Annotated in this window: 23 protein-coding genes, 1 tRNA gene, 1 pseudogene and 1 riboswitch; of the genes and pseudogenes, 12 read left to right on the top strand and 13 right to left on the bottom strand. The window is 55.2% G+C overall.

From position 1 onward, the window contains the following. Positions 1-56: 56 nt before the first annotated feature. Positions 57-1331: an exonuclease subunit SbcD gene (gene sbcD, locus SOJ49_RS19175; RefSeq protein ID WP_369856072.1), complete on the top strand. Its 1275-nt coding sequence runs from the start codon at positions 57-59 to the stop codon at positions 1329-1331. Then, entirely contained in the window at positions 1328-5071 is a 3744-nt protein-coding gene (locus tag SOJ49_RS19170) for an AAA family ATPase (RefSeq protein ID WP_369856071.1), read from the top strand. The genes sbcD and SOJ49_RS19170 overlap by 4 nt, the downstream gene beginning before the upstream one ends. A gap of 17 nt (positions 5072-5088) precedes the next feature. On the opposite strand, the gene SOJ49_RS19165 is transcribed toward SOJ49_RS19170, so the two are convergent. From SOJ49_RS19165 to SOJ49_RS19125, 9 genes and pseudogenes are all read right to left on the bottom strand, one after another. Beyond that, positions 5089-5448, bottom strand: a complete 360-nt coding sequence (locus tag SOJ49_RS19165; RefSeq protein WP_369856070.1) for a 5-carboxymethyl-2-hydroxymuconate Delta-isomerase — start codon at positions 5446-5448, stop codon at positions 5089-5091. Between the two features lie 44 nt (positions 5449-5492). Then, a complete protein-coding gene (locus SOJ49_RS19160) occupies positions 5493-5738 on the bottom strand; it encodes a hypothetical protein (protein WP_369856069.1) in 246 nt (81 codons plus the stop codon). Then, entirely contained in the window at positions 5651-6955 is a 1305-nt protein-coding gene (locus SOJ49_RS19155; protein WP_369856068.1) for a glutamine synthetase family protein, read from the bottom strand. The genes SOJ49_RS19160 and SOJ49_RS19155 overlap by 88 nt, the downstream gene beginning before the upstream one ends. A gap of 80 nt (positions 6956-7035) precedes the next feature. Continuing rightward, positions 7036-8277: pseudogene (locus SOJ49_RS19150) on the bottom strand (Rieske 2Fe-2S domain-containing protein). Between the two features lie 119 nt (positions 8278-8396). Continuing rightward, on the bottom strand, positions 8397-9689 hold the full coding sequence (locus SOJ49_RS19145; RefSeq protein ID WP_369856067.1) for an NAD(P)/FAD-dependent oxidoreductase: 1293 nt from the start codon (positions 9687-9689) through the stop codon (positions 8397-8399). After that, complete coding sequence (locus tag SOJ49_RS19140; protein ID WP_369856066.1) at positions 9686-10021, bottom strand: hypothetical protein; 336 nt, start codon at positions 10019-10021, stop codon at positions 9686-9688. The genes SOJ49_RS19145 and SOJ49_RS19140 overlap by 4 nt, the downstream gene beginning before the upstream one ends. Before the next feature lie 27 nt (positions 10022-10048). Then, positions 10049-11347: a TRAP transporter large permease gene (locus SOJ49_RS19135; protein WP_369856065.1), complete on the bottom strand. Its 1299-nt coding sequence runs from the start codon at positions 11345-11347 to the stop codon at positions 10049-10051. A 15-nt stretch (positions 11348-11362) separates the two neighbouring features. Beyond that, positions 11363-11851, bottom strand: a complete 489-nt coding sequence (locus SOJ49_RS19130; RefSeq protein WP_369856064.1) for a TRAP transporter small permease — start codon at positions 11849-11851, stop codon at positions 11363-11365. Positions 11852-11875: 24 nt separating this feature from the next. Beyond that, positions 11876-12910 (bottom strand): TRAP transporter substrate-binding protein, encoded by a 1035-nt coding sequence (locus SOJ49_RS19125; RefSeq protein ID WP_369856063.1) that lies wholly within the window; start codon positions 12908-12910, stop codon positions 11876-11878. Between the two features lie 193 nt (positions 12911-13103). Between SOJ49_RS19125 and SOJ49_RS19120 the strand changes: the two genes are divergently transcribed. Further along, the gene (locus SOJ49_RS19120; protein ID WP_369856062.1) at positions 13104-13871 is read left to right on the top strand and encodes an IclR family transcriptional regulator; all 768 of its coding nucleotides are present in this window, start codon (positions 13104-13106) and stop codon (positions 13869-13871) included. Positions 13872-14098: 227 nt separating this feature from the next. Then, on the top strand, positions 14099-14764 hold the full coding sequence (locus tag SOJ49_RS19115; RefSeq protein ID WP_369856061.1) for an OmpA family protein: 666 nt from the start codon (positions 14099-14101) through the stop codon (positions 14762-14764). A gap of 135 nt (positions 14765-14899) precedes the next feature. Here SOJ49_RS19115 and SOJ49_RS19110 read toward each other — a convergent pair whose 3' ends face one another. After that, positions 14900-15196, bottom strand: coding sequence for a hypothetical protein (locus tag SOJ49_RS19110; RefSeq protein WP_369856060.1), 297 nt, complete (start codon positions 15194-15196; stop codon positions 14900-14902). A 237-nt stretch (positions 15197-15433) separates the two neighbouring features. Then, positions 15434-15518 (bottom strand) — tRNA-Leu (locus SOJ49_RS19105). A 137-nt stretch (positions 15519-15655) separates the two neighbouring features. On the opposite strand from SOJ49_RS19105, the gene SOJ49_RS19100 reads away from it, so the two are divergent. The 4 genes from SOJ49_RS19100 to SOJ49_RS19085 all read left to right on the top strand — a co-directional run bounded on the left by SOJ49_RS19100 (position 15656) and on the right by SOJ49_RS19085 (position 20329). Continuing rightward, positions 15656-16672 carry an AI-2E family transporter gene (locus SOJ49_RS19100; RefSeq protein WP_369856059.1) on the top strand — a complete coding sequence of 339 codons (1017 nt, stop codon included), beginning with the start codon at positions 15656-15658 and terminating at the stop codon, positions 16670-16672. Positions 16673-16779: 107 nt separating this feature from the next. After that, positions 16780-17475, top strand: a complete 696-nt coding sequence (locus tag SOJ49_RS19095) for a response regulator (protein ID WP_369856058.1) — start codon at positions 16780-16782, stop codon at positions 17473-17475. 3 nt (positions 17476-17478) lie between these two features. After that, positions 17479-18855, top strand: coding sequence for an ATP-binding protein (locus SOJ49_RS19090; RefSeq protein ID WP_369856057.1), 1377 nt, complete (start codon positions 17479-17481; stop codon positions 18853-18855). A gap of 211 nt (positions 18856-19066) precedes the next feature. Next, a complete protein-coding gene (locus SOJ49_RS19085; protein ID WP_369856056.1) occupies positions 19067-20329 on the top strand; it encodes a malic enzyme-like NAD(P)-binding protein in 1263 nt (420 codons plus the stop codon). A gap of 78 nt (positions 20330-20407) precedes the next feature. Here the strand turns inward: SOJ49_RS19085 and htpX are convergent, their stop codons facing one another. Next, complete coding sequence (gene htpX, locus SOJ49_RS19080; RefSeq protein WP_369856055.1) at positions 20408-21289, bottom strand: protease HtpX; 882 nt, start codon at positions 21287-21289, stop codon at positions 20408-20410. Between the two features lie 156 nt (positions 21290-21445). Beyond that, a riboswitch (TPP riboswitch) is annotated at positions 21446-21551 on the top strand. 114 nt (positions 21552-21665) lie between these two features. Here htpX and SOJ49_RS19075 point away from each other — a divergent pair. From SOJ49_RS19075 to SOJ49_RS19060, 4 genes are all read left to right on the top strand, one after another. Then, positions 21666-23810: a TonB-dependent receptor gene (locus tag SOJ49_RS19075; RefSeq protein ID WP_369856054.1), complete on the top strand. Its 2145-nt coding sequence runs from the start codon at positions 21666-21668 to the stop codon at positions 23808-23810. 66 nt (positions 23811-23876) lie between these two features. Continuing rightward, positions 23877-24146, top strand: a complete 270-nt coding sequence (locus SOJ49_RS19070; RefSeq protein ID WP_369856053.1) for a hypothetical protein — start codon at positions 23877-23879, stop codon at positions 24144-24146. Between the two features lie 32 nt (positions 24147-24178). After that, the gene (gene pnuC, locus SOJ49_RS19065; RefSeq protein WP_369856052.1) at positions 24179-24850 is read left to right on the top strand and encodes a nicotinamide riboside transporter PnuC; all 672 of its coding nucleotides are present in this window, start codon (positions 24179-24181) and stop codon (positions 24848-24850) included. Positions 24851-24852: 2 nt separating this feature from the next. Next, on the top strand, positions 24853-25740 hold the full coding sequence (locus tag SOJ49_RS19060; protein WP_369856051.1) for a phosphotransferase: 888 nt from the start codon (positions 24853-24855) through the stop codon (positions 25738-25740). On the opposite strand, the gene SOJ49_RS19055 is transcribed toward SOJ49_RS19060, so the two are convergent. Continuing rightward, positions 25703-26731: a homoserine kinase gene (locus SOJ49_RS19055; protein WP_369856050.1), complete on the bottom strand. Its 1029-nt coding sequence runs from the start codon at positions 26729-26731 to the stop codon at positions 25703-25705. The genes SOJ49_RS19060 and SOJ49_RS19055 overlap by 38 nt on opposite strands. Between the last annotated feature and the right edge of the window lie 6 nt (positions 26732-26737).

The raw sequence follows: 26737 nt of genomic DNA, 5'->3' as shown, positions 1-26737 counted from the left end.
TTCCACCTCTCTGTGATAGTCTATCCGCCATTCATTCATGGTTACGGATAAGCGGCATGAAAATTCTGCATACGTCTGACTGGCACCTGGGTCAGAGCTTTTTTACCAAGAGTCGCAAGGCCGAGCATCAGGCGTTTTTGAATTGGTTACTGGAGCAGGTGCGGGTCGAGGAAATCGACGCAGTGATTGTGGCGGGGGATATTTTCGATACCGGCACGCCACCGAGTTATGCACGAGAAATGTACAACCGCTTTATCGTCGCGATCAGTCAGTGCCGCTGTACCTTGGTGGTGTTGGGTGGCAATCACGATTCGGTATCGACCCTGAACGAATCAAAACAGTTGGTGGCATGCCTGAATACCTATGTCGTTGCCAGCGTACAGGCGTTAGCACACAGCCAGGAGCTCGGCACCCAAAGCCAGGCTCAAGCCCATGATCAAATTATTGAGCTTAACGACCGCCACGGCAATACGGGCGCGATCGTGTGTGCGATTCCGTTTATCCGCCCTCGGGATGTGTTGCAGAGCAGCGCGGGGGAATCCGGGCTGGAGAAGCGTCAGGCGTTAGGCGAGGCGATCAAGCAGCACTATCATCAGTTGTATCAGGCGGCGCTGGCGCTCAAAACGGCCAAACAACTCGACGTACCGGTGATTGCTACCGGTCATTTGACCGCACTCGGGGTCAGTCAGTCGGATTCGGTGCGAGATATTTACATCGGTTCGCTGGATGGCTTTGCGGCGGATGGTTTCCCGCCGGCGGATTACATTGCCCTGGGGCATATTCACCGGCCTCAGCGGGTCGCCAAAACCGAGCATATTCGTTATAGCGGTTCGCCTATTCCGCTCAGTTTTGACGAGCTGAAAACCACCAAACAGGTATTGATGGTGGAGTTTGCAGCGGCTAAAACCGTAGCGATCACGCCGCTGGAAGTCCCTGTCTTTCAGGCACTGGCAGTGATCAAAGGGGATCTTGTCGCGATCGAAGCAGCGTTAAAAACCTACGCTCATGTACCGCCAACTGAACCGGTCTGGTTGTGTATTGAGGTAGAGGGGCAGGACTACCTCGCCGATTTGCCGCAACGCATCCAAGTCTTGACCGATGGCCTGGCGGTGGAGGTGTTGCAGCTGCGTCGTGCACGTAATACCGCCCGGCAGGGGTTAACTCAGCAGGTGCGAGAAACGCTGGCGGAGTTAACCCCAGCCGATGTCTTTGCCAAACGATTGGCACTGGAAACCTTTGACGGCGAAACGGAGCAAGCCCGACGGACAAGAATCGAAGCGCAGTTTCGGCAGATCCTCGCGGAAATCGAGCACCCGGAGCACACGTCATGAAGATTTTAAGCCTTCAGTTCAAGAATCTGAATTCGCTCAAAGGCGCGTGGAAAATCGACTTCACCCAACCGCCATTTGTTGATAACGGCTTGTTTGCCATCACCGGCCCCACCGGGGCCGGTAAAACCACCTTGCTCGATGCCATCTGTCTGGCGCTCTACCATCAGACGCCCAGGCTGGGGCAAGTTACGTCGTCCTCCAACGAGATCATGACGCGAGGTACCGCAGAGTGTTCGGCGGAAGTGCAGTTTGAGGTAAAAGGTACGGCTTATCGGGCGCACTGGAGCATGCGCCGTTCGCGTGGCAAGGCCGATGGCAATCTGCAACAGGCCGATGTCGAGCTGGCAGAAGTGGCCAGCGGCAAGGTGTTGGCGACTCAGGTACGCCCTAAAGGAGAGATGATTGAAGCCATTACCGGGCTGGATTTCTCCCGTTTTACCAAATCCATGTTGTTGTCCCAGGGGCAGTTTGCGGCCTTTCTGAATGCCAAAGAAGGTGAGCGAGCAGAGCTGCTGGAAGAACTGACCGGCACGGAAATCTATGGCCAGATTTCCGTGCGTGTGCATGAACAGTATTCACAGGCCAGGCAAACACTGGCCGAGTTGGAGTCACAAGCCAACGGTGTGCAACTGCTGACCGCAGACCAGCAACAGCAGTTACAGGAGGAGTTAATCCGGCTGCAGCAACAGCAAGAGGTGCACAGGCTCAAGCTGGCTGCTACGTCTGCTCATCGTGACTGGTGGCAACAGCACGATTTGGCCCAACAGCATAAAACTACCAATACCAAACGCTTGCAGGCCGCGAAAGCCCAACAGACTGCCGCTGAGCCAGAGATGCAACGCTTGCAGCAAAGTGAACCGGCGGTGCAGTTGAATACCCCGTTCACTCTGTTAAGCGCCACTCGCGAGCAAGTCGAGCAGAGTCAGGCACTCTGCCGTGAAAAACAGGCACAAGAACAAACCCTGACAACGCAAATGACAACCGCCGCAGAACAGTTTGCGCAGCAGGGCGTGCTGCTGCAGGCGGCAAAAGTGCGCCATGAACAGCAAGAACGATTGTTGAATGATCACGTTGTGCCGCTGGATCAGCAGATCGCTGCCGAGCAGGAAAAACTGCACGACAGAAACGGTCGTATCAAAGCGTTCAGTGATAAAAAAGAGACGTGCCAGCAGCAACTGGCATTACTGCATGAGCAGATTCAGCACCAGACGCAGCAGCTCAAAACCGTTGAGCACTATTTACAGCAGCATCCGGCTGACCAGTCGTTAAAACAGCATCTGGGCCAATGGCAGTTGCAGGCGCGGCAGATTCAGGACGCACAGCAGCTGCTGAGTCAGTTGGCCGAAAAAGAATCCAGCGTGCTGCAACAGCTGGCCCAACAGCAAAACACACAGGCTCAGGACGAACAGCACTATCTGGCGGCTCAGGCCGACGCATTGAATAAAGAACAGGCCTGGCAACAGGCCAATCACCGGCTGATGGGGGCCACCAGTGAACATGGCCATCTGGATGCACTGGAGCAACAGCGTGATCAGCTGACGGCTCACTATGCGGTGCTGTTGAAAATGCAGCAAATCCGCCGTCAGTGGCAACAGCTTGCAAAGGAGCGGCAAGACAAGCAAACAACGGAACAAGTCGAACGGGGCCGTTACGCCATGGTTGAGCAGACGCGTACCCAGCTGCTACAGCGGTTTCAACAGCAAGAACAGCTGGTAAAGGCATTGAGCAAGCTGGTGACTCAGGATGAACAGTTGGCTCATTACCGAACGGCGTTACAGGCAGGAGAGGAGTGTCCTTTATGTGGCTCCCATGAGCATCCAGCGTTGCATCTAACGTTGCATCCAGGGCTGCCCACCGATGGGTTAACCGGCGGGCAAAACAGCGCGTCGCACAACATCCAAAACAAAGAGGCCGCCGAACAAGCGCTCAGCGTGATCAGAGAGCAGGGGCTGGAAGCCAAAGAGACGCTCAAGTCCATCGAGCGCTATCTGCAAGACGTGACACAACGCCTGACGACGATCCAGACCGAGCACGCCAGTTTGGAACAACAATGGTTACAGGGGGCGGCAAGCCTGAATTTCGACGGCTCCATTACCGATGCCGTGGCATTGCAGCAGTACGAAGACAACGAAAAAGCCAAGCAGCAATACTACACCAACGCCATTCAGCAACTGAAAGCCCTGCGCCAGCAGTACGATGACAGCAAACAGCAACGTGATACTGCACAACGGCAGGTGGAACAATGGCGCGCAGCGCTGAAATTGACCGAACAATCTATTGCTAACACCCGCCAGAATCTGGCCGACAGCCAGCAGCAACAGGCCAAGACAACAGGGCAGCTGACCTCGCTGCGGCAGACTTTTGCCGCGCAACTGAGTGAGCAAGGTTATCAGCTGCCACCGTTGGTATTAGCGCCAGAGTCCGGGCCGGAACCATTACAGTCGTGGCTGGCCGCCAGGCAGCAGGATGCCGGGCAATGGGATGCTTATAGCCAGGAAAAAGAACAGCTCAAGGTCAGTCTGAACCGTCTGGACACTGATCAGAAACACAGCCAGCAGCAGCTGAATGAAGGCAGCCAGCAACTGGCTCAGCTGCAGCAAGAGCAGACGCAGCTGAGCCAGTCGTTGCAGTTACTTCGAGCTCGACGTCATGACCTGTTTGGCGACAACATTGTGCGGGAAGAGCGGGAAAAGAGCCTGCAACGCCTTCAAGGAACCGAGTCCGACTACAACACCGCACAGAGTAAGCACCACGCAATATCCAGCCACCATCAAGCGCTGGTGGCAGAGTTGAACAACCAGCAACACAGCCTCAATGGGTTGCAAATCCGGCTGCAAGCACAGCAAGCGAACTGGCTGTCGCTGTTGACGGCCAGCCCGTTTGATAACGAAGCGGCTTTTCAGCAAGCACTGTTGTCTGAACCGGAACGCCAGTTACTGACGGCACAAAAGCAGCAACTGGACAGCGAACTCGAACGCGCCAAGGCCTTGCTCGATCATGCTGAACAAGCGTTGAAGGCAGTTCTGGAAAACCCACAGGCCGCTGACTACCAGTCAATGCCGCCAGCAGACGTTGAAGCGCAACTGACAGCGCTGAACGGGGTGTCCGAGCAGCTGGCCAAACGCGATGGCGAAATCAGTCACGAACTCACTTCGGATCAGTCCCGCCGCCTGGGCCAGCAAGCGCTGTTCGAAAAAATTGCCGAATACACCCGCCACTACGATGATATTCACTCGCTGCATTCGCTGATCGGTTCGCAAAACGGCGATAAATTCCGCAAGTTTGCCCAAGGGCTCACACTGGATAATCTGGTTTATCTGGCGAACCAACAGCTGCAACGGCTGCACGGTCGTTACCTGCTGCGGCGCAAGCAAAACGCCAGTCTGGAACTAGCCGTACTGGACACCTGGCAGGGAGATAGCGAACGGGACACCAATACCCTGTCTGGCGGCGAAAGCTTTTTGGTGAGTCTGGCACTGGCACTGGCGCTTGCTGATCTGGTGAGCCACAAAACCAGCATCGACTCGCTGTTTCTGGATGAAGGCTTTGGCACGCTGGACAGCGAAACGCTGGATATCGCCCTCGACGCGCTGGATAACCTCAACGCCTCCGGCAAAATGATTGGCGTGATCAGCCATATTGAAGCCATGAAAGAACGTATTCCAACCCAGCTTCGGGTGATCAAAAAGAGCGGACTGGGAATCAGCGAGCTGGACTCAGGCTATCGCGTGTCTGGATGAGTGAGCAACCGGGTAAATTATTCCGGGTTATGTAACGGTAGCAGCCGTTTTTTGTAGGCGATGGCATTCATATCCCGAATGTCGATACTCAGACTGGTGACGTTGGGTAATTGCTCTGTCAGCACCTGCCGGAGGTTGATGGCGAGTTGTTCTTTTTGTGTGTCGGTGCGTCCTTCCAGGAGCGACAGGGTGATGTGCAGGAAGGTTTCGTCCGGTGTTCGCAGCAAAAACTGGTCGTAGGGTAGCGCCCGTAGCTTGAGGTCTTGCGGCTGGATAATGCCACCCTTGCAGGCGGCCTCGAACAGCTGTTGCAGCAGTGGCTGGAGCGCTGTTTGATGCTCTATTTTACGAGCGTATTCAATGACCAGATGGGGCATATAGACCTCTGCCTGTGTATGTATTATTCGGTATTCATTGCCGGTTAGAACAAAGTAAAGTATTCCCGCTCTTCCCATTCCGAAACGGTCGTCAGATAGCGGTTCCATTCTGCTTTTTTGATATGGCTGTAATAATTCACGAAAGTGGTGCCGAATGACTGGCGGTACAGCTCGCTGGTTTCGAACAGTGTCACGGCATCCATCAGGCATTGCGGCAGGGTTTCGGCACTGCTGTCGTAGGGATTGGAAACCGGCTCTGGTGGTTCCAGTTGGCGCTTGACGCCATCCATACCACTGATGATCTGGGAGGCGAGATACAATACAGGTAAGGGTTGGCGGCCGGTTCGCCGACGCGGTTTTCAATGCGGCTGGCGTTGTCTCCGGGGTTGGCGAGGCAACGCACCATGGCGCCGCGATTGTCTTTGCCCCATTGAATGCGGTCCGGTGCCAGGGTAAACGGTCGATAGCGTTTGTAGCCGTTAATGGTCGGCGTGGATAACACACAGCTGGCTTTGGCGTGGGCCAGAATACCGGCAATCCAGTGTTGGCCGAGGCGAGATATGGGTTCGCCAACAGCGGGTTCAAAGCAGTTTTTGCCGCTGTCCAGCGCCACAATGGACTGGTGCAGGTGCCAGCCACTGGCCATGGAGTCTTCAAAGCGTGGCCGACACATAAAAGTGGCGTGCAGGCCGTTGCGCTGGCACACCTGTTTGACCATGGAGCGGAACAGCACCATGTTGTCGGCTTGTTGCAGCGCCGGAGCCGGGTCAAAGGTGACTTCGAACTGGCTGGGGCCAAATTCCACTTCCAGTGAGCGTACCGGTAAACCCAGACCCTGGGCGTTACGGCGGATCAGGTCGAAGACGTCTTCCATTTCGTCGTAACGTTCTTCGGTCAGATATTGGTAACCCTGATTCAGCAGTTCGGTGGTGGGCGGTGTTCCTGGCTGACCGGCATCATTATGGTTCCGTGGTTTGTCGATGGTGCGAAAAACATGAAATTCCACTTCCAGCCCGGCAATAAATTCATAACCCGTGGCGTTGAGCTGTTGCTGGGCTTGTTTCAGAATGGCGCGGGTCGACAGTTCAACCGGTGTGCCATCGGTTTGATACAGATCGGCCAGTATCCAGCCGGTGTGAGGAGACCACGGCAATATCTTGAAGGTGGTAGGGTCGGGCAACATCAGCACGTCGCTGGCTCCGGTCATTTGCCCTTCACCAAACCCGGCATCGTCTTGCCAGACGGAAAACACGGTGCGGTGCGAGGTGTCTTTCAGCAGCATGGTCGAGCTCATGGTGATGCCTTTGCTCAAGGCTGAAGCCAGGCCGCTGGCAACGATGGTTTTTCCTCGCAGTACACCGTGCTGGTCAACAAATGACACCCGGATTACTTCAAGGTTGTTGGTTTGCATCGTGTCGAGCAGGGTTTTGCAGGCCGATACCTGCTCCGCGCTCCAGAGGCTGTGTCTACCGGAAAAGCTGTTCTCATGGTCGAATACCGCAGTCATGGTGTTCTCCTCGCAGGTCTGCCTGCCAGCCGTTAGCAATGGGCAAGGCGGGATCCTGACGCGTTAAAGTGAGTTTGCGCTTACCGTTCAGCATCCCAGTCGCAGGCGGCGCGGCGCTGCTGGTCACTGGTTCGCCATACGGTTTCCCAGTCCTGGGTCGGGGCGATGGCGTCAATGGCGACAGGGCCTTTGATTGCTTGAGCCTGGGCCGCGTTAACTTGCAGTGGCAACTCGCTCAGGTCGCCGCCTTCGCTGACAATCTTGATGGCCTTACGCAGTTTGCGCCGATGCTGGATGATGGCTTTGTCGGTGGTGCCCAGATGTTCGTTGGTGCGATCCTGAATCTTGCCCATGGATTCACACGCCCACTGGTCGTGAACGTTGATGTCCAGTCCCATGCCGGTCCAGGTCAGGGTTTCCTATTCGGCCCGGTTATAACCATAGTGGTTGCGTTTGTTCCGGATCGGGGCGTAGTCGGGCAGGGTGTGTTCTTGCAGGCGCTGGGCACGCATGGTGTCTTTATCGACCGGCTTGCCAAAGCTGGTGAACATCGAGAACCAGTAGCAGTTTTCGTCGTCGATGGGGACGTGCCATTGGGTGATGGTCATTTCATTCGACATGGGAATGGTAATGGCGCAAGGGAAAACCTGGTTGGTCAGGCGTACATGGCTGGTGCCGTTTTGCAGGTCGCGCAGGGCGATGATGCGCAGGCCGTAGTCGGTGTCCTTGACGATAATCTCGGGGCGATCAAACTCGCGTAATACCTGGGTCATGGGGATGTTGGTATCGGCGGCGGTATCGCGGAACTGCTTGCCGTAGCTGTCTTCAGGGTCTTCATCCAGCAGAAAGCGGTGCAGGAACGAGGCGTGGGCCGGATCGATACCGACTTCCAGCGCTTGCAGCCAGTTGCATTCCCACAGGCCTTTAAAGGCAAAGACATGGCTGTCCGGTGCCTTGAAGCAGTCGAAGTCCGGGAAGGCGGGTGGCTCTCCGCTGCCCATAAAGGCGAAAATAATGCCGTTCACTTCGTGCAACGGGTAGGTGTTGATACGGATTTTTTCGTGGAATTTTGAGCCTTCCGGCTCGGCTGGCTGATCCAGGCATTGGCCGCTGGAGTCGAACTTCCAGCCATGGAATGGGCAGCGAATACCGCCGTCTTCTTTGCGGCCAAAACACATATCGGCACCCCGGTGCGGGCAATGACGATCCATCAGCACCAGCTCGTTGTTTTCGTTGCGGAAGAGCGCCAGTTCTTCGCCCAACAGGTTGACCGGCACCACCGGGCGATCGCTTTCCAGTTCTTCCGACAAGGCGGCAGGCATCCAGTATTGGCGCAACAGTTTGCCCGCCGGGTCGGATGCCTTTACAAGGCTGAGTTCGTCGTTTTTTTCCTGGCTCATCATTAGTAAGTATCTCCTGCTGTCAGGCAGTCATCAGCGAATTAGGTAAAGCTTTTCAGACGCACCGTGGTGTCGGCGGCGGCATCTTTGGGCAATGGGTAGCGTTGGCTGACCAGCTTGCGCGCCGCAAGGTGGTCGGCGGGTGAATTCACTGAATCCACCCGGCACAAGCGGTTGTGCTGGTAATACAGCAGCGAGAATTTGCCGGTCTCCAGCTCGCCACGAACAATCAGGTCGTCGTAATCCAGTGCTGTGCCGACCATTTGCAGCTTGATGCCTTGCTGGTCTGACCAGAACCAGGGTGCGACACGTGCGGGAGCTGGTTGGCCGGTAATGACGGCGGCGACGGTTTTGGCTTGGTCTACGGCGTTTTGTATCGATTCGATATGGCTTGGCGGGTGACGCTGGCCCTCTGTTGGGTCTGGGTCTGGGTCTGGGGCAATGGTGGTGGTGCAGTCACCGCAGGCGTACACCGCCGGATCTGAGGTTTGGCCGTTCAGATCGACCAGAATACCGTTGTCACAGACGATTCCTGCCGCTTGCGCGAGCTGGTCATTGATGGTGGCACCAATACCGACGACAACCAGGTCGGCACTGAGTGTCTGGCCATTGCTCAGCCGCAGATGGGTCTGGCCGCTGTCGGCAAGAGCGAGAACCTCAACCGCCGTGTTGAAGCAAAAGCTGACGCCGTTGTGCTGGTGAATCTGCAGCAGAAACGCGGACAGCTGTGGGGGCAACAGACGTTGCAGAATACGACCGCCGTGTTCGACAACGGTCACCTGTTTACCCAGTGTGACGGCCGTTGACGCGACTTCCAGACCAATAAATCCGGCGCCGATGATGACGACGGTTTGAGCGTTATCGAAATCGGCTTTAAGGGCGATGGCATCGTCCATGTCTCGCAGCACCCTGACGCCTGTTACTCCGGACGCCAGCGGCAGTTGGCGGGCTGCCGCACCGGTGGCGATCACCAGCCGGTCGTAGTCGAAGGTGACGCGGCGACTGCCATGCTGTGCGGTTATGCGTTGGTTGGCGCGGTCAATCTGACTGACCCGGTGGTTACACAGCAAAGTGATGTGTTTCTGTTGATAGAAGGCAGCGCCCCGTAACGCCAGCTGGCTGTTGTCGAGACCGTCTTTCAGGTATGTCTTCGACAGTGGTGGGCGTTGGTACGGCAGGTGTGCTCCGGCTTCCAGCAGGGTAATCGGCAAGCGGTAGCCCTGGTCTCGTAATGAGGCCGCGACCTGTACCCCGGCATGGGAAGCACCAATAATCACGGTGCCTGTCTCTGCGGCCTGTCGTCGGTTGGCTGGCGGCCGTGAGACGGAAGTCATGACTGGCATTCCGGCAGTTCGAAGATATGCCCCGCCATGGCGTCGGTGACCAGCAGTTGGCAGCCCAGGCGGCTGCTTGGCCGCCGCTCGGCGGCGGTTTCTTCCAGCATTTCCGCTTCTTCATCGTTGGCTGGGATCAGGCTGTTCAGCAGGCTGTCGGGTACATACAGGTGACAGGTGGCACACATACAGCTGCCGCCACACTCCGCTTCGATACCGTCAATATTGTTAACAATAGCGGCCTGCATGATGCTCTGGCCCAGGGGCGCGTCAATGTGCTGGATGTTGCCGTCCGGGAGTTTGAAACCGATGTTGATCGTTGTGTTGCTCATAGTGTTATCCCCTGTGAAAACGGCGTGTCAGTTGCCCAGCAGCTCGGGTAAAAAAAGTGAAATAGCGGGAAAAGCCATCAAAATGGCCAGCCGCACAAAATCGGCCAGGACGAAGGGAATGACCCCGACCATGACATCGTTGATATGGAGGTTTTTGGTCGCCCCCTGTACCACAAACAGGTTCATGCCCACGGGTGGAGAAATCAGACCGGTTTCTACCGTGACGACGGCAATAATGCCGAACCAGATCGGGTCGAAGCCGCTGGCAACAATCACCGGGTAGAAAATGGGGACGGTCAGCAGGATCATGGCCAGACTTTCGAGGAAGCAGCCCATGACAATGTAGAAACCGACAATCAGTGCCATCACCATCCAGGGCGACAGCTGGTAGGCGTCAATCATATCGACCATGGCGAACGACACCTGGCTGACCGACAACAGAAAACCAAACACCTCCGCACCAATCAGAATCACAAAAATAGTGGAGGTCACGGCCACCGCTTCAATGACGGCCTCGCGGAAATCTTCCCAGCCCAAGCCGCGAAACAGGGCGAACACCAATGCGAGTCCGGCACCAACACCACCGGCTTCGGTGGGCGAAAACAAGCCGCCATACAAACCGCCCATCACCAGGCCAAATAACAATCCTACCGGCGCAAACTGGATCAAGGCTTTACGTAACGAGCTGTTTTCATCCGGTGCTTGATCGCCGGTGGGCTGCCACTTGCGTACCATGATCACCACGGTGGCCAGATACAGGGCGTAGGCCAACAAGCCGGGCAGAAATCCGGCCAGAAACATGTCACCGACCGACTGCTCGGTAATCAGTGCATACAACAATAGCGCGACCGAAGGTGGAATCATGATGCCCAGCGTGCCTCCGGCGGCCAGCGATCCGGCCGCCAGGCGTGGGTGATAACCCTGTTTCATCATTTCCGGGTAGGCCACCCGAGTCATGGTCGAGGCGGTCGCCAGCGATGAACCGGAAATGGCCGAGAACGCCGCACTGCCACTGACGGCCGCCAAGGCCAGGCTGCCGTTCCAGCCTTTGGTGAAATAGCGGGCGGACTCAAACAGATCTTTGGAAAACCCGGCACGGGCGGCCAGGCTGCCCATCAGCAGGAACAAGGGGATAAGAGTAAACGAGTAGTTAGACGCGGTTTCAAACGCGGCCGTTTCCAGCACGTTTAAAGCGGGTTCAACCCCGACAATCAGTGCGAACCCTGACGCCCCGACCAGAATCATCGCCAGCCCGACCGGGCAGCCCAATGCCAGCAATAGCAGAATGACCACCATGCCACCCAGACCAATTACAAGAGGATCCATCGTATTACCTTCCGGTTAGTCGTGATGGGAAACAGGGCGTTGCGGGCGCAGCGCGAGCCAGAGTCCGGTAAGCACAATGGCACCGCAACATACCGCCAGGGCGCCATAAAACAGGTACAGCGGAATGCCCAAATCCTGGGAGCGATCGCCGCGATCGATCATTTCCTCCATGGTGCCGAAAAACAGCCAGCCAACAACGGCGGCGAAAGCCGCCAGTAGCAGGTGCCAGACACGCTCGAGTCCGCGTTTGACGCAGTCGGGAAATTTGTCGATCAACAGCTCGACGCTCACCAGTCCGTGAGTCGCTGCACGTGGCAGCGAGGCAAATACCATCATGAGCAGGGAGTAACTGGCCAGCTCGACCGAGCCGGGTATGACCCATTGCAGTTCACCACCACTGAGATCGAACACCAGCCGTCCAAGGACACTGGCAACTACCACAAACAGCATGCACACCAGGGCGACGAAGGCCACTTTGTCGAAAAATCGGATCACTGCTTCCACGTTATTTCTCCCTGCTCAACGGCTTTAATTCAGCTCGGTTTCACACTCGCTGACATAGCCTTTCACACTACGGTAGGTCGTCGTACCGGGCAGGCCTTCACTGTCCAGCTTGGCGATGTACTTCTTCGTGACGCCATCGGCAATGGTTTGCCACTGGGCGCGTTCTTCGGCAGAGAGTTCGTTAATAGTGCCGCCTTCTTCCTTGATCTTGGCGAGACCAACAATATCTGCATCGTCATAACCCTGACCGGCGTTAACTGCCCAGTCCATGCCGGAATTGTCGTCGATCACTTTCTTCAGGTCGGCGGGCAGTTTGTCGTAAGCGCGCTTGTTCATGGTGGTGACAAAGGCCAGAGAGTAGAAACCGAAGTCGAGGTGTTGCTTGGAAACTTCATACGCCCGAAAGCTGTTGACCGCAGACCAGGGCAACATGTAGCCGTCGATTACACCACGCTGCATGCTCTGATAAATCGAGGGTGCCGGCATACCGACCGGCTCGGCACCCAGCTCGGAAATCAGCTCGCCAATCAGATCGGTTGGGCGGCGAATTTTCAGGCCCTTCAGATCCTCCAGTGAGGTCACAACCTGATCTTTGGTGTGCAGGTGGCCGGGGCTGTGGGTGTGGACGTACAACACCTTGGTTTCTTCGTATTCCTTGTCGAGTACGCCACTGTCATACAGTTTTTGGAAGGCACAGGAACCAACCGCCCCGGTTTTGAACAGGCCCGGCAATTCCATAATCTGGCTGAGCGGGAAGCGACCAGCGGTATAGCCCTGAACTGTCCAGGCAATATCGGCAATGCCATTTTTGGCGTTGTCATATCCGGCAGGGGCCTTGCCGAGCGTTTGTGCCGGGAATACCGTGACCTGAATACGGCCAGCGGATTGTTCTTCGACGGCTTTTTTCCAGGAATCGAACATGCGTTCGCTTTGCCAGCTGTTTTTCGGCATGAAATGGGCAAAACGCAGATTGGCTTCGGCAGCCAAGGTTGAGGCGGAACTGATCACCAGCAGGCTGGACAGGGCAAATCTCGACAGATTTCTTTTCACGGCTTTCATCAATGGCTCCACGGCGGCTTATAAGATTTGATCGATAATCGAACCTATGTTTGAATATCGATCAAATCTTATAGGTCTTGGCCTTGAGCCAAGTCAAATTCTTTCCAAATGATCGAATTACAAAGAAAACAAAGCAGATGCGCTCGGAAGCCAGCAGCGTGAGAGAGGGATAGCCTGGGGCAGGTGACTCAATATGTTTGAAAACTACAATGAAAAAGACATCTCGATGACCTTTGTGAAAGGTCTGGAAGTCCTGGCTGCGTTTAATGGCCGCGATCGCGCAATGACCATTCCCGACATTGCGACCAAGACCGGGCTCAACCGAACGGTGGCGCGCAGGCTGGTACTGACACTGCAGTATCTGGGTTATCTGGAGTGCAGCAACCGGGTGTACAAGTTGACGCCCAAAATTCTGGGATTGGCTGGAGAATTCCTGCAAGGCCGGGACATTGGCAAGCATGTCACGCCGATTTTACGGTCGTACTCGCAGACGCTGGGCGACAGCATTTCATTCGCCATGCTGGACGGGGTTGAAGCCATCTATGTTGCCCATTCTCCGGGGGATCCGGGCATGATTACCCAAGGCTTTACCGTCGGCTATCGGCTGCCATTACACGCTACCGGTATTGGTCGTGTGCTGGTGGCATTTTCGCCCGTCGACATACAAGATCAGCTGTTGCAGCAGGCTCCGCGTACGGCCTATACGGAAGCCACCAGAACCCGTATCGATGACCTGCGTGCCGATCTGAAAAAGACCCGCATGAACGGTTATGCGCTGGTGAGCAATGAATTTGAACGGGGCGTCACATCGTTGGCAGTACCTGTGATGCGTTCGGGTCAGGTTCTGGTCGGGGCGCTGGGGATTGTTGGCCCAACCCCCCGTTTTGAAGATGCCAATGCCCTCTTCGAGCGGGTGCTGATGCTGCGTGAATGCGCCGAGTCGATCGCCGTGTTTGCCTGAGTACAGCCGCTGATTGGTATCCTGAAATTACAATAATCCAGTAAGCCCTGTGGCGAGCATCCGCCGTTTGGCGTTGATGACTCAGCCCGGAGGATGGCCTTGCCAGGCGAACGGCGTATTGCTTACCGAAGTGCCTGCTGAAAATGTGATAAAAAGCAGCACAAAGCCGTACTATGGCGGCTTGTTTTGGTTTTTTAATGTTAATGTTTTCAGGAGCTAGAGCTAGTATGAAAAGGATTGCTGCAGTTGTTTCAATAATGATGTTGACCAGCGGTTGTACCACGTTCGATGCCTACACTGGCGAAGAAAAAACATCCAAAACCGCGATAGGAGCGGGTATTGGTGCCAGTGTTGGCGCTGTGGTTGCATACGCGACCAACAAAGATGAAAAAAGCGGCACCCGTAATCGCCGTATTCTGGCTGCTGCTGCTGGTGGCGGTCTGGTCGGTGGCAGTATCGGGTATTACATGGATGCTCAAGAAGCGAAATTGCGTAAGCAATTGCGGGGGTCGGGTGTCAGTGTTGAGCGGGTTGGCGACAACATTAACCTGATTATGCCGGGCAATATCACTTTCTCCTCTGGCCGTGCGGCGATAGCATCCGACTTTTACGATGTGCTGAATTCTGTGGTGGTGGTGCTGAAAGAATATGATTCAACGTTGGTTGTGGTGTCTGGCCATACTGACAGTGATGGCTCCGAAGGCTTTAATCAGGCCTTATCGGAACAGCGTGCCAGGTCGGTCTCCAATTACCTGCAATCTCAGGGGATTAACTCCGTGCGTCTGGATGCAGTCGGCTTTGGCGAGAGTCAGCCGGTTGCGACAAACAGCACGGCGGCAGGCAAAGAGTTGAACCGTCGTGTCGAGATCACACTACTGCCAATCACAAAATAGTGGTATCTGGCGGTATGTGATGACTGCCGTGACTGGCTGTGACGTACCAAAAAGCCGCCTGATTCAGGCGGCTTTTTTTATGTTCCAGGGGCTGTTTGGGAACTAATAAGGAAATGTGACGATGCCGTTTTTCACTCAATCATCCATGAAATAATGTATAGGACTGCTGCTGTTGGCCAGCATCAGTGTTTGCGGTGGCGGTAGTAGGAGTGGTGAGGGAAGCGATATTCCTGCCACTAATGGCTCTGGCAGTGAGTCAGGCTCCAATGATGTGAAACTTTTCAGGATGGCGGAATATTCGGTGATGACCTGCTCGTTCGCCTGGAAAGCAGTGACGGCGATCAGCAGGAAATATATCGAGTAAATGTCGAAGATGGTTCTTTTACCCGGGCTGTCTGGTGATATGAAGGCAGGTGGCAAGATTGCCATCATGCAAGCCTCTCCCGATGGTCGTAAGGTGGCCTGTCTGGCAATGCGTGTATCGGCAGGCTTCAGGAAGGCAAGAGAGCGGTGCTTGAACTGGTGTTCTCAGTGACGACCGAAGTCGTGAATCCAAGACCGTAACCAATGGCAGTAACCAATGACCGTAACAAGAGCGCTTGAAGCGCTGATTTTCCACACTTCCAAAAAAGTGGGAAAAATATCAGGGTCTGGAGATCTGAAACAAGATGGTGCGGAAGGAGAGACTCGAACTCTCACACCTTGCGGCGCTGGAACCTAAATCCAGTGCGTCTACCAATTTCGCCACTTCCGCAAAACAGCCGCAGATAATACAGAAATCTCAAGTGGTTGCCAAGCCCGTCGCACAGCCGTATCAGGATGGATGCGTCCTGGCGCTGGCTGGTGTAAGTTGGCGGTATTTAGCCTCCATAGACGTTCAGGGAAGGATTTATGTCGACCAATAGCCATGTGACCAGCAATTTGTTAGTGACACTGGCGGCGGCCATTATTGTTATCGCCGGTGTCCGCAGCGCTGCCGATATGATGGTGCCCTTTCTGCTGGCCGTTTTTATTGCGGTGCTCAGTGCGCCGATCATGCATTGGCTCTCGCGCCGTGGTATCCCGGATGTGCTGGCGGTCTTGATGATGATGCTGGGGTTTCTGATTATTGGTTCCGGGTTGACGCTGTTTCTTGGTGGCACGGTGAACGCGTTTTATCAGGACATACCGCTGTACGAAACAAAATTGCAAAATCTGATGCAAGGGGTTGTGACCTGGCTGAATGCTCAGGGCGTTGAGGTGCCTGCCAACCTGCTACGTGAATACGTGGATCCTGGCGTTGTCATGAGTATGGTCGCCAGTGTGTTTAATGGTCTTGGCGGTGTCTTGACCAATGCCTTTCTGATTTTATTTACCGTGGTGTTTATCTTGCTGGAAGCATCGGGTATGCCGGAAAAACTGAAGCGTGCTTTTGGTGAGCAAACCAGCGCGTTTGCCCATTTTGAGCGCTTCAGTGATCTGGTACAGCGCTACCTGGCAATCAAGACTCTGATGAGTCTGGGAACTGGCGTCAGTATTGGTCTGGTGCTGTGGGTCATTGGTGTGGATTATGCGCCGGTATGGGCGTTGGTCGCCTTCTTGCTGAATTATATTCCCAATATCGGCTCTATTATTGCGGCGGTTCCGGCGGTGCTGATTGCCTTGATTCAGCTGGGGCCCGGTTCTGCATTGGTGACGGCTATTACCTATGTGGTGGTGAATACGCTGTTTGGTAATGTACTGGAGCCGCGCATGATGGGCCGGACGCTGGGATTGTCGACCCTGGTGGTGTTTCTGTCGTTGGTCTTTTGGGGGTGGGTGCTGGGGCCAGTCGGGATGCTGCTGTCGATTCCCCTGACCATGGTCGTCAAGATTGCACTGGAAACCCGCCCACAAACCCGCTGGATGGCGACCTTGCTGGATCACTGAGTGTTGTTGATGTTGGCTCTGTCAAGATCCAACACCTGTTGCAAAAAACCGTAAACCCGTTAGAGCGCAATCCATGGACTATCTAGACTGAGAACGGGAGGAACCGAATGAAATCAATATTGCTGATCGACGACGATACCGAACTGGGCGAACTACTGCAGGAATACCTGGCGCTGGAAGGATTTGAACTAACCCCCGTGCATGATGGAGAAAGCGGTCTGGAGCAGGCGTTGAAAGGTCACTACGACCTGATATTACTGGACGTTATGCTGCCCAAAATTAATGGGTTTGAGGTCTTGCGCCGTATTCGTGCCGAGTCGCAGGTGCCAGTGATTATGCTGACGGCGCGGGGAGAAAGTGTTGATCGGGTGCTGGGTCTGGAGCATGGCGCAGACGACTACATTGCCAAGCCCTACCATCACCATGAGTTGGTGGCTCGTATAAGGGCACTGTTCCGTCGTATCGACATGACGGGCGACAGCACCACGACGGCTGCAGAAGGCGCGATTCAGGTCGGTACTCTGGTATTAACACCGAGTGATCGTGGCGTCTGTCTGGATGGCGAAAACCTGGTGCTGACCGGTGCCGAGTTTGGTGTGCTGCAATGCATGATGGAACACGCGGGCGAGCTGGTCAGTAAGGATACCTTGTCAATGTCAGCACTGGGGCGTTCGTTGATGGCTTACGACCGTTCGATTGATATGCACGTCAGCAACTTGCGTAAAAAACTCGGCCGCCGTGAGGACGGCAATGACTGGATCAAGACGGTGCGCAGTCGTGGCTATTTGCTGGTGAAATCCTGAGCCATGGCCAGATACCCCGCTGTCACTCGGGTAAGCTGGTATCGCTCACTGTATTTCAAGGTGTTTGTCTGGTTCTGGCTGGTCATTTTCCTCGCCATGGGGCTGGCGGTGACCACCAGTGACTGGGTCGATAATGACTTTATGAGGACGGCGGATCTGGCCGATTCCCGTTTGCTGTTGAGCCTGATGGAACGTCAACCGCCGATTGTCGCCGAGGGACGGATGCTCTGGCGTGAGCTGCAACCGGGCTGGAATCTGGTATCGGTCCCCGTCGATCGGGTGGATGAATTACCTCATGACCTTGAAGAGTTTGCCGACCGCGCCGGTGATCTGGGAGTATCACTGTATGGCCAGAACGATGGCTGGCTGATGCTTGGGCCGGTACAAAGTGGTGGTTATCTTTATATTGGCGTGTCTCGCCAGGCCTGGGAAAATTTTCTGGACGATAATCGCCGCTGGGTCGTACCGCTGGTCATTGTGGTGGTAGTGACGCTGCTGTGTTTTTTACTGGTATGGAACCTGACCTTGCCGATGCGCCGTTTGCAGCGGGTAGTGCGGCAAATGGCCGAGGGTAACTTTGATGTGACCGCGCTTGCTGCAGATATCAGCCGCAAGGATGAAATCGGGGTGCTGGTGGCGGAGGTCGCGAGTATGGCCGGTGCAACCCAAGGTTTGTTGCACAGCCATCGTCAACTGTTGCATGACGTCTCCCATGAGCTGCGTTCACCACTGACCCGTCTGCAGATAGCGCTGGGTATCGCCCGTAAAAAAGATCAGCAGGGGGTGGTTGCCGCAGAACACAACCGGATTGAGCGGGCTGCCTTCCAGGTGGAGAACCTGATCAGTCAGATCCTCGATCTGGCTCGTTTATCACAACTGAGTTCCGGGCAATTACAGCTGGAAACACGGAGTCCCTGCCAACAGCTGGATATCTGGTTACAGGATGCCGAGCTGGAGCTGGCAGCCCGATACATTGTCGTGCGTCGAGACTATGCCGGGGCACCGCAGCAGTGCTGTTGGGACTGGGTGCTGATCGAACGGGCTGTCGATAATCTGCTGCGTAACGCCATCCGTTATTCCCCGGACGCCGGGCGCTTGACGATTCGTGTGATGGAGGTTGACCAGCGGGTGGATATTTCGGTCTCAGACCAGGGGCCGGGAGTTCCCGATGACATGCTGGAGCGCATCTTTTCTCCTTTTACCCAGGTCGATCACGCTCGCAGCCCTGCTGCTGGTGATATGGGCTATGGGTTAGGGCTGGCGTTAGTCAGGCGGGTTGTGGAGCTGCACGGTGGCAACGTGATTGCTGAGAATGTTTATCCGGGCTTGCGTGTGGTTCTGCAATTGCCGAGGGTCAATATCCCTACAACTTTTGTCTGAATGCATTGGTCTGAAATTGCTGCATGTCAGGACAGATAAAATCAACGCAAAAGAACTGCAGCCGCTGGGCCTATTTCAAGGATATAGTGGAAAAACCTCAGGCTTTTTGCTATTAAAGACGCCCCTTTCGCGGATGTTGTCTTGTCAGGCAATAGCGTTACGCGTCGAGCCCAGGGATATTTACAATACAAAAAACGACTGGATGAGCACTATGTCAGAAGATCTCAAGCAAGCAGCTCTGGATTATCATCAATTTCCCAAGCCCGGCAAGATCAGTGTCGAACTGACCAAGCCTGCCGCAACTTCTCGCGATTTGTCGCTGGCGTATAGCCCTGGTGTGGCTGAGCCGGTCAAAGAAATCGCTGCCGATCCAGAAAACGCTTATAAATATACCGCCAAGGGCAACCTGGTCGCCGTGATTACAGACGGTACCGCTATTCTGGGACTGGGCAATCTGGGGCCGTTGGCATCCAAGCCGGTTATGGAAGGCAAGTCCTTGTTGTTCAAGCGTTTCGCCGGTGTTGATTCTATCGATCTGGAAGTGGAAAGCGAGAGCCCACAAGCCTTCATCGATACTGTACGCCGTATTGCAATCACCTTTGGTGGTATCAATCTGGAAGACATCAAGGCACCAGAGTGTTTCGAAATTGAACGCACCCTGATCGAGCAATGTGATATTCCGGTATTCCACGATGACCAGCACGGTACAGCAATCGTCACGGTTGCTGGTGCCATGAACGCACTGGAAGTTGTCGGCAAGAAAATCGAAGACGCCAAAATGTGCGTGTTGGGTGCCGGTGCCGCTGCGATTTCATGCTCCAAGCTGATGATCCTGGCGGGCATGAAGCCTGAAAACATCTTTATGTGTGACCGTAAAGGTGTGATCCACAGCGGTCGTGATGACCTGAACCAGTACAAGGCCATGTTCGCTGTCGAAACCGACAAGCGTACTGTGGATGATGCACTGGACGGCGCTGATATTTTCCTGGGTCTGTCTGGCCCTAATATGGTGACTGGCGAACAGATCAAGGCGATGGCGGCCAACCCGATCATCTTTGCCTGTGCTAACCCAACTCCGGAAATCATGCCGGAAATCGTGGCGGAAGCACGTCCTGATGCCATCATGGCAACCGGTCGTTCTGACTACCCGAACCAGGTAAACAACGTACTGGGCTTCCCGTTCATTTTCCGTGGTGCTCTGGACGTCCGTGCCAAGCGTATCAACGAAGAAATGAAACTGGCTGCAGCCAAGGCGTTGGCTGGTCTGGCGAAAGAGCCGGTTACCCAGGAAGTTCTGGATGCCTACGGTCTGGAGTCGCTGTCTTTTGGCCGTGAGTACATTATTCCAAAGGCGGTTGATACTCGCCTGCTGGGTGTTGTGTCTCTTGCGGTGGCACAGTCCGCGATCGATAGCGGTGCTGCTGCTGGCCCACTGCCTGCCAACTATCCGCTGAAGTCTATCGCTGACATCTGATCAGTCGACTGATTTTTGGGTAATAAAAAAACCGCCAACTCGCAAGAGTGGCGGTTTTTTTATGGCGGCTATTGGCTATCAGACACCGTAACGCTGGCGCAGGGCCTGGATGCGATCACCCAGTGGTGGGTGAGAGGCGGCCAGCGCTGACAACTTGCCTTCGCCACCAATACCAAACGCCACCAGTTCGCCATTCAATTCGGACGGTTGGTCATAGCTTTCTTGTAATCGAGCCAAAGCATTGATCATCGAGAGCGGGCTGACCAGTTCGGCCCCGGCGATATCGGCGCGATATTCACGACGACGGCTGAACCAGGCGACGATAAACGAAGCCAGAAAACCGAGGATAATTTCTGATACAAAGGTAGCAATAAAAAAGCCGATGCCAGGGCCGTCCTCATTTTTCAGAATCGCCTTGTCGACAAAGTTACCGATGATACGGGCGAAGAACATCACAAAGGCGTTGATTACCCCCTGTATCAGCGCCAGCGTGACCATATCGCCGTTGGCGACGTGGCCGATTTCGTGGCCCAGTACGGCTTTGACTTCATCTTTGCTCATCCGCTGTAGCAGACCGGTTGATACCGCCACCAGCGCATTGTTACGGTTCCAGCCGGTGGCAAAGGCGTTGGGCTGATGAGAGGCAAAAATACCGACTTCCGGCATGCCGATACCGGCTTTTTCTGCCAGTTCCTGCACTGTGCTGACCAGCCATTGCTCGCCAGAGTTATGCGGTGAGTCGATCACCTGAACATTCATGCTGCGTTTGGCCATCCATTTGGAAATCAGCAAGGACACCAGTGAACCGGCCATACCAAAGACCAGACAGAACACCAGCAGGTTGCCGAAATCCAGCCCTTGCTGTGTAACGTAGCTACCGACCCCGAGGATCGACAGGGTGATACTGGCAACCAGAATCACGGCCAGGTTGGTGGCCAGAAACAGGATGATGCGCAACATGATATTCCTCCTGTGGAATGAGTTGGGCGCAAAGATTGAACTCGCTATATGACCACAAGATTGAGGCAATTACGGCGTATTTCAAGCAAAAGAGTTGGGAATGCAGGATGAAACCCGGTCTCGTGATTGGTATCCGGCTGAATATACGTATAATGGCCAAGTCCCAGGGGGTGGCTCCAAGAGTCTGAGAATTGCCAGTCGGCATAAACTCCTAGAACCTGATCCGGTTAGTACCGGCGTAGGAATGGGCGAGTGCCTCGGGTTATTCACCAGCATATCGACAGTCTTCTTGTTGCTGATCTGATCAGCGACCTACGCAATATCCTGTACACCAAGCCGGGTCTCCTTTTTGCATTATTTAAGAGGACAGACCCAGATGTCATTCCGCAAAACTCCGTTATCTTTGGCCGTGTTGACGATGGCAGTTGCCATACCAGCGCATGCCGACAGTGCCAGTCAGGTGCCAACCGAAGAAGTGATCGTGACGGCTGACTTTCGTCAGACCGATGTGCAGTCCATTGCAGAAGCCACTACCGTGGTCGGTGCGGCCGCCATCGAACAGCGTTCCGCCGATCATCTGGAAAGCCTGCTGGCGCTGGCTCCGAACGTGAACTTCTCTTCCGGCGCTTCCCGTGGTCGTTATTTCCAGATTCGCGGTATTGGTGAGCGCTCCCAGTTTATCGATCCGGTGAACCCGTCGGTGGGGTTGCGGGTGGATGGCATCGATATGACCGGACTGGGCGGTGGCGCGGGTTTGTTTGATGTGCAGCAAGTCGAAGTGCTGCGTGGCCCACAAGGCACCCGCTTTGGTGCCAATGCGCTGGCGGGCATGATCAATATCGAAAGTAATGATCCGACCGCAGACTTTGAAGGCATGGTGTCGGGCAAGCTGGGAAACTACAACACCAAGGCTCTGGGTGTGGTGGTATCTGGCGAAGTAGGGCCAGGCCTGAACATGCGCTTGTCTGCGCATCAGAACCGCTCCGATGGCTATATCCACAACGCCTATTCCGGCCGGGACGACACCAATAATATTGATGAACAACTGCTGCGCCTGAAAGGTAACCTGGAGCTGGACGAGCGTAACACGCTGGCCTTCACCGGGTTGTATATCGACGTTGACAATGGCTATGACGGCTTCTCGCTCGACAACACCCGCACCACCTATTCCAACTATCCTGGTCAGGACAAACAAAACACCCACGCGGCCGCGCTGACCTGGACATCGGAAGTATCTGCTGCCTTCGACTTGCGGGTACACGCTTCCGGCAGCAACAGCAAAACCGACTACGGCTTTGATGAAGACTGGGCGTACGGTGAATACGACGATTCCACGGGAACCTGTGTTACGCCGGGCACCTGTCTGGCCAATCAGGAGGGTGCCTGGGGCTATAGCTCGACCGACCAGTACTTGCGTGAGTATCGCCGTCGCGAGCTGGACGTGCGGTTGACGTCGACCGCCGCCGGTCGTTTGTTTGCAGACTCCACCGACTGGGCAGTCGGTGTGTATTCCATGACCCGTGCAGAAGATATGACACGCTTCTATACCTGGAATGCCGACACCTTCTATAGCGACCTGAATACAGAGTCCAAGGCTGTCTACGGTGAATTATCGGTGCAGGCCAGCAATGACCTGACCGTTACCACAGGCCTGCGCCGCGAACAGTGGCATACGGACTACGACGACAGCAACGCCATTGCCAACGACCGCACGGAAGACTTGTGGGGTGGCAAGATTGCACTGGAGTATCTGCTCAATGATAACCAGCTGGTTTATGCCTCATTGGCACGAGGCTACAAGGCGGGTGGGGTGAATACCGACCCGGACATCAGCGAAGACAACCGCACCTTCGATACCGAATTCAACAACGCGCTGGAAGCGGGGCTGAAATCCAGCTTGCTGAATGATGCCCTGCAAACCCGTGTGGCGGCGTTTTTTATTCAGCGCAAAAACCAGCAGGTCAAGAGCTCCTATGCCGTTTCCAATGGCGCGGGTCAAGGCTTTACCTTTCAGGATTATCTGGCTAATGCCGCCGAGGGTCAGAACTACGGGCTGGAACTGGAAACCGAATGGGCACTGACAGAACAGCTGAACTGGATGTTCAGTGGCGGCTGGCTGCAAACCAAATTTATCGACTACCAGTACGACACCGCCGATGGCAACTTCAGCATGAACGGTCGTGAGCAAGCCCAGGCCCCGGCCTACAGCTTTGCCAACAGCCTGACGTATGCCGTAGGTAACGGCCTGACGCTGGTGCTGGAAAACGAAGCCAAGGACAGCTTCTACTTTTCCGACAGCCACTATGAAGAATCCAGAGCCTACGTTATGTGGCATGCCCGCGTGGCCTACGACGGCAGCAACTATCAACTGGCGTTGTACGGTCGCAACCTGACGGATGTGGATCAGGAGGTGCGTGGTTTCCACTTCGGCAACGACCCCCGTGACGGCTACGCCAACGAACGCTGGGTGCAGTACGGTGACCCGCGTTTAATCGGCGTGGAAGGTAAATTCTACTTTTGATCAAACCCCGTTCAGACCGGCCACTGGTGACTGGTCTGAAGCTAACTCTAACTCCAGGAGCAGGTTATGGAACTCTCAGTTGATATCAGCGCATACCCCTTGGCCGATGACTACATCCCGGCCATCAAGATGTTTATCGAACGCCTGCAAGGCACCGCAGGCCTGACCGTGGTGTGCAACACCATGAGCACTCAGATATTTGGTGAGTACGATCTGGTCATGAACACCATCGCTACCGAAATGAAACACTCGTTCGCAACCTATGGCAAAGCCATTTTTGTCTACAAGATGATTCCCGGCGTGAACCTGGATCCGGCGCTCAAGCCACACGGCTGAAGACGATTCGGTATCAATAGCGAGGTGTCCTGATGGACGAAATACTCAGTAGTGTTGTCAGTGCGTTTGTTGCACAAAGTATCCCCGAAGTGATCGCCGTGGTACTGGGTGTCGTCTACCTGGTGCTGGCCATGCGCCAGAGTAATGGGTGCTGGTATGCCGCTTTTGGCAGTACCGCGATTTTCAGCTGGTTGTTCTGGGATGTCAGCCTGCTGATGGAATCGGCATTAAACGTCTATTACCTGGTGATGGCCGTGTATGGCTGGTGGGCCTGGCAACAGGGCAACGGCAGTCATGGTTCCGCTGACGAGAGTGAACAAGAATTGCCAATACAGCGCTGGGGGCTAAAACAGCATCTGTTGACGCTGGTGGCCATTGCACTGCTGACGCTGATTAGCGGCACCTTGCTGCATGGAAATACCACTGCGGTGATGCCGTATCTGGATTCCTTTACCACCTGGGGCGCGGTGATTACCACCTGGATGGTAACCCGCAAGGTACTGGAAAACTGGCTCTACTGGATCGTGATTGATGCCGTGGCTATCTTTTTGTACATCGACCGTGAGCTGTATCTGACCGCCCTATTGATGGCGATTTATGTTGTGCTGGCTGTGGCTGGCTGGTTTCTCTGGCAGCGCGACTATCGTGCCCACTGTGCCCGGCAGACCGATAGCCTTGAGTCATCCGACTGGCAGCAGGCCTGATCGTGTTGTTTCGGCGGCGGGCACAACAATCGTTAGGGCAAGAATGTCAGCGCATGCTGGCAGACTGGCAAAGCTGGGGTCTGTGTGAGCACCCGCCTGGGCCGCATCGTATGGCCGCGCTTGAAGGCGGGCTGACCAATCGCAGTTGGTCGCTGACGCTGGATTCCGGCAAGTACGTGGTGCGTGCCAGTGCCACCAACAGTGAGACTCTGGATATTCGCCGAGAGGCCGAATTCCGCATTCAGCAACGGGCCGCGCAGGCTGGACTGGCACCGCGAGTGCGTTATCGCAGCCCGGATGACAGCTACTGGATTATTGATCGGGCGAATGGGCCTGAACTGGCGGAATGCATCAGTGCCGGTCTGGACACCGGCACCATGATCGCGTTGGCGCAACAACTCAAACAGTTGCACCAATTGCCGTTTGGGCCGGACTTGCCCGAGTTGCATGTTGCGGTCAAGGCAGATCACTACTGGCGAGGCATCGAAGCCCGCTGGCCCTGCGACTGGAGCCAGCAGAAACTACCGTTGCAGCATTGGTTGGCAGAGGCACCGGGGCCAGAACGATCGCTCTGCCATATGGATCCGAATCCACATAACTGGCGGCTGCATCAAGAGCGCTGGTTATTAATCGACTGGGAATATGCCGCTATCGGCCATCGCTACTGGGATATCGCCGGGCTGGCCGTGTCGGCCAATATGAATGCGGCTCAACAACGGCAATGGTGCGCGCTGTTTGGTATTGATGTGATGGATCGGGGCTGGCAAAAGGCATTGCTGCAAGAACACTATTTTGGTGTGCTTTGGTACGGCGTACAGGGGCTGATGGATCGAACCCGGCTGCTGGCGGAACTCAGCGAGTTGCACCGGGCTGCCCGCCAGTTGGGGTGATCTGTTTTATCGCTGACTGCCGCCTGTGACACAACTTGTTGCGGTATTCATTCGGGTCTTTGGAAATCGCCATCTGCCCGTCTGCCGACGTCAGCTGCGCGGCTTGCAGTTGCCGGGTCAATATCCGGCTGAGCCAGAACCTCAGTGCTGCTGCACGTAACGCCATTGGCCAGAGGTTTTGCTCTGACATAGTGAATGGCCGTACCGATTGATAACCATCCAGTAACGCCGTCAACAAGGTTTCGTCCCAGTGGCCATCAACATCGCAACACCAGTCGTTGGCGACAATGGCGAGGTCAAAAATCCATGCATCCTGACAAGCGTTATATAAATCCAGAATGGCCCCCAGTTTCGGGCCAGCGGCGGTATTCTCAAACAGAACATTGTCGTGGAAGAGGTCGCCATGAATCCATCCGTGTGGCAAGGCCAGCCAGTCACTGTGAATCAGACGTTGCTGCTCAATTTCATCGCGCAACAGCGCCATATCGCTGTCATCCAGCGCCGCTGTCAGCGTTCCCGCCATCGTGATCCACCAGTCCAGGCCGCGAGCGTTCGGGCGTTGGACCTTCAGGTCGGCAGCGGCCAGATGCAATTGGGCCAGTGCGGCAGCGGCCTGACAGGTATGACTGGCAGCGGGAAACTCAACATGTTCGCCAGCCAGGCGCGGACACAGAATGGCCGGTTTATGTTCCAGACAAAACAGCCACTGGCCGTCACGATTGGAGACAGGCGCGGGTACCGGTAACGACGACTGGGGATGACGCCGATTGGCCACACCCAGATGGTTGGCCAACGCCACAAACTGTTCGACTTCATCGGCGGCATGGTGCTCAAACAGCGTCAGCACAAACTCACCGGCCGTGGTGGTGACAAAATAGTTGGTATTTTCAATCCCCCCGGCGATGCCACGAAAAGACAGCAGCGGGCCAAGCTCGAACTGTTCAAGCCAGCTTGCCAGGGATGATTGCGGAACCGGAGTATAGACAGACATAGAATG

This window comes from Candidatus Thalassolituus haligoni (assembly GCF_041222825.1).
Classification (GTDB): Bacteria; Pseudomonadota; Gammaproteobacteria; order Pseudomonadales; family Oceanobacteraceae; genus Oceanobacter; species Oceanobacter antarcticus.
Note: the sequence above shows the minus strand (reverse complement) of the source record. Positions and strands in the feature narration are given on the sequence as shown.

Excerpts from the sequence above, each read along its gene's own strand:
- sbcD (WP_369856072.1), top strand. The coding sequence starts at position 57 with ATGAAAATTCTGCATACGTCTGACTGGCACCTGGGTCAGAGCTTTTTT.
- SOJ49_RS19170 (WP_369856071.1), top strand. The coding sequence starts at position 1,328 with ATGAAGATTTTAAGCCTTCAGTTCAAGAATCTGAATTCGCTCAAAGGC.
- SOJ49_RS19165 (WP_369856070.1), bottom strand. The coding sequence starts at position 5,448 with ATGCCCCATCTGGTCATTGAATACGCTCGTAAAATAGAGCATCAAACA.
- SOJ49_RS19160 (WP_369856069.1), bottom strand. The coding sequence starts at position 5,738 with ATGGATGGCGTCAAGCGCCAACTGGAACCACCAGAGCCGGTTTCCAAT.
- SOJ49_RS19155 (WP_369856068.1), bottom strand. The coding sequence starts at position 6,955 with ATGACTGCGGTATTCGACCATGAGAACAGCTTTTCCGGTAGACACAGC.
- SOJ49_RS19145 (WP_369856067.1), bottom strand. The coding sequence starts at position 9,689 with ATGACTTCCGTCTCACGGCCGCCAGCCAACCGACGACAGGCCGCAGAG.
- SOJ49_RS19140 (WP_369856066.1), bottom strand. The coding sequence starts at position 10,021 with ATGAGCAACACAACGATCAACATCGGTTTCAAACTCCCGGACGGCAAC.
- SOJ49_RS19135 (WP_369856065.1), bottom strand. The coding sequence starts at position 11,347 with ATGGATCCTCTTGTAATTGGTCTGGGTGGCATGGTGGTCATTCTGCTA.
- SOJ49_RS19125 (WP_369856063.1), bottom strand. The coding sequence starts at position 12,910 with ATGAAAGCCGTGAAAAGAAATCTGTCGAGATTTGCCCTGTCCAGCCTG.
- SOJ49_RS19120 (WP_369856062.1), top strand. The coding sequence starts at position 13,104 with ATGTTTGAAAACTACAATGAAAAAGACATCTCGATGACCTTTGTGAAA.
- SOJ49_RS19115 (WP_369856061.1), top strand. The coding sequence starts at position 14,099 with ATGAAAAGGATTGCTGCAGTTGTTTCAATAATGATGTTGACCAGCGGT.
- SOJ49_RS19110 (WP_369856060.1), bottom strand. The coding sequence starts at position 15,196 with ATGATGGCAATCTTGCCACCTGCCTTCATATCACCAGACAGCCCGGGT.
- SOJ49_RS19100 (WP_369856059.1), top strand. The coding sequence starts at position 15,656 with ATGTCGACCAATAGCCATGTGACCAGCAATTTGTTAGTGACACTGGCG.
- SOJ49_RS19095 (WP_369856058.1), top strand. The coding sequence starts at position 16,780 with ATGAAATCAATATTGCTGATCGACGACGATACCGAACTGGGCGAACTA.
- SOJ49_RS19090 (WP_369856057.1), top strand. The coding sequence starts at position 17,479 with ATGGCCAGATACCCCGCTGTCACTCGGGTAAGCTGGTATCGCTCACTG.
- SOJ49_RS19085 (WP_369856056.1), top strand. The coding sequence starts at position 19,067 with ATGTCAGAAGATCTCAAGCAAGCAGCTCTGGATTATCATCAATTTCCC.
- htpX (WP_369856055.1), bottom strand. The coding sequence starts at position 21,289 with ATGTTGCGCATCATCCTGTTTCTGGCCACCAACCTGGCCGTGATTCTG.
- SOJ49_RS19075 (WP_369856054.1), top strand. The coding sequence starts at position 21,666 with ATGTCATTCCGCAAAACTCCGTTATCTTTGGCCGTGTTGACGATGGCA.
- SOJ49_RS19070 (WP_369856053.1), top strand. The coding sequence starts at position 23,877 with ATGGAACTCTCAGTTGATATCAGCGCATACCCCTTGGCCGATGACTAC.
- pnuC (WP_369856052.1), top strand. The coding sequence starts at position 24,179 with ATGGACGAAATACTCAGTAGTGTTGTCAGTGCGTTTGTTGCACAAAGT.
- SOJ49_RS19055 (WP_369856050.1), bottom strand. The coding sequence starts at position 26,731 with ATGTCTGTCTATACTCCGGTTCCGCAATCATCCCTGGCAAGCTGGCTT.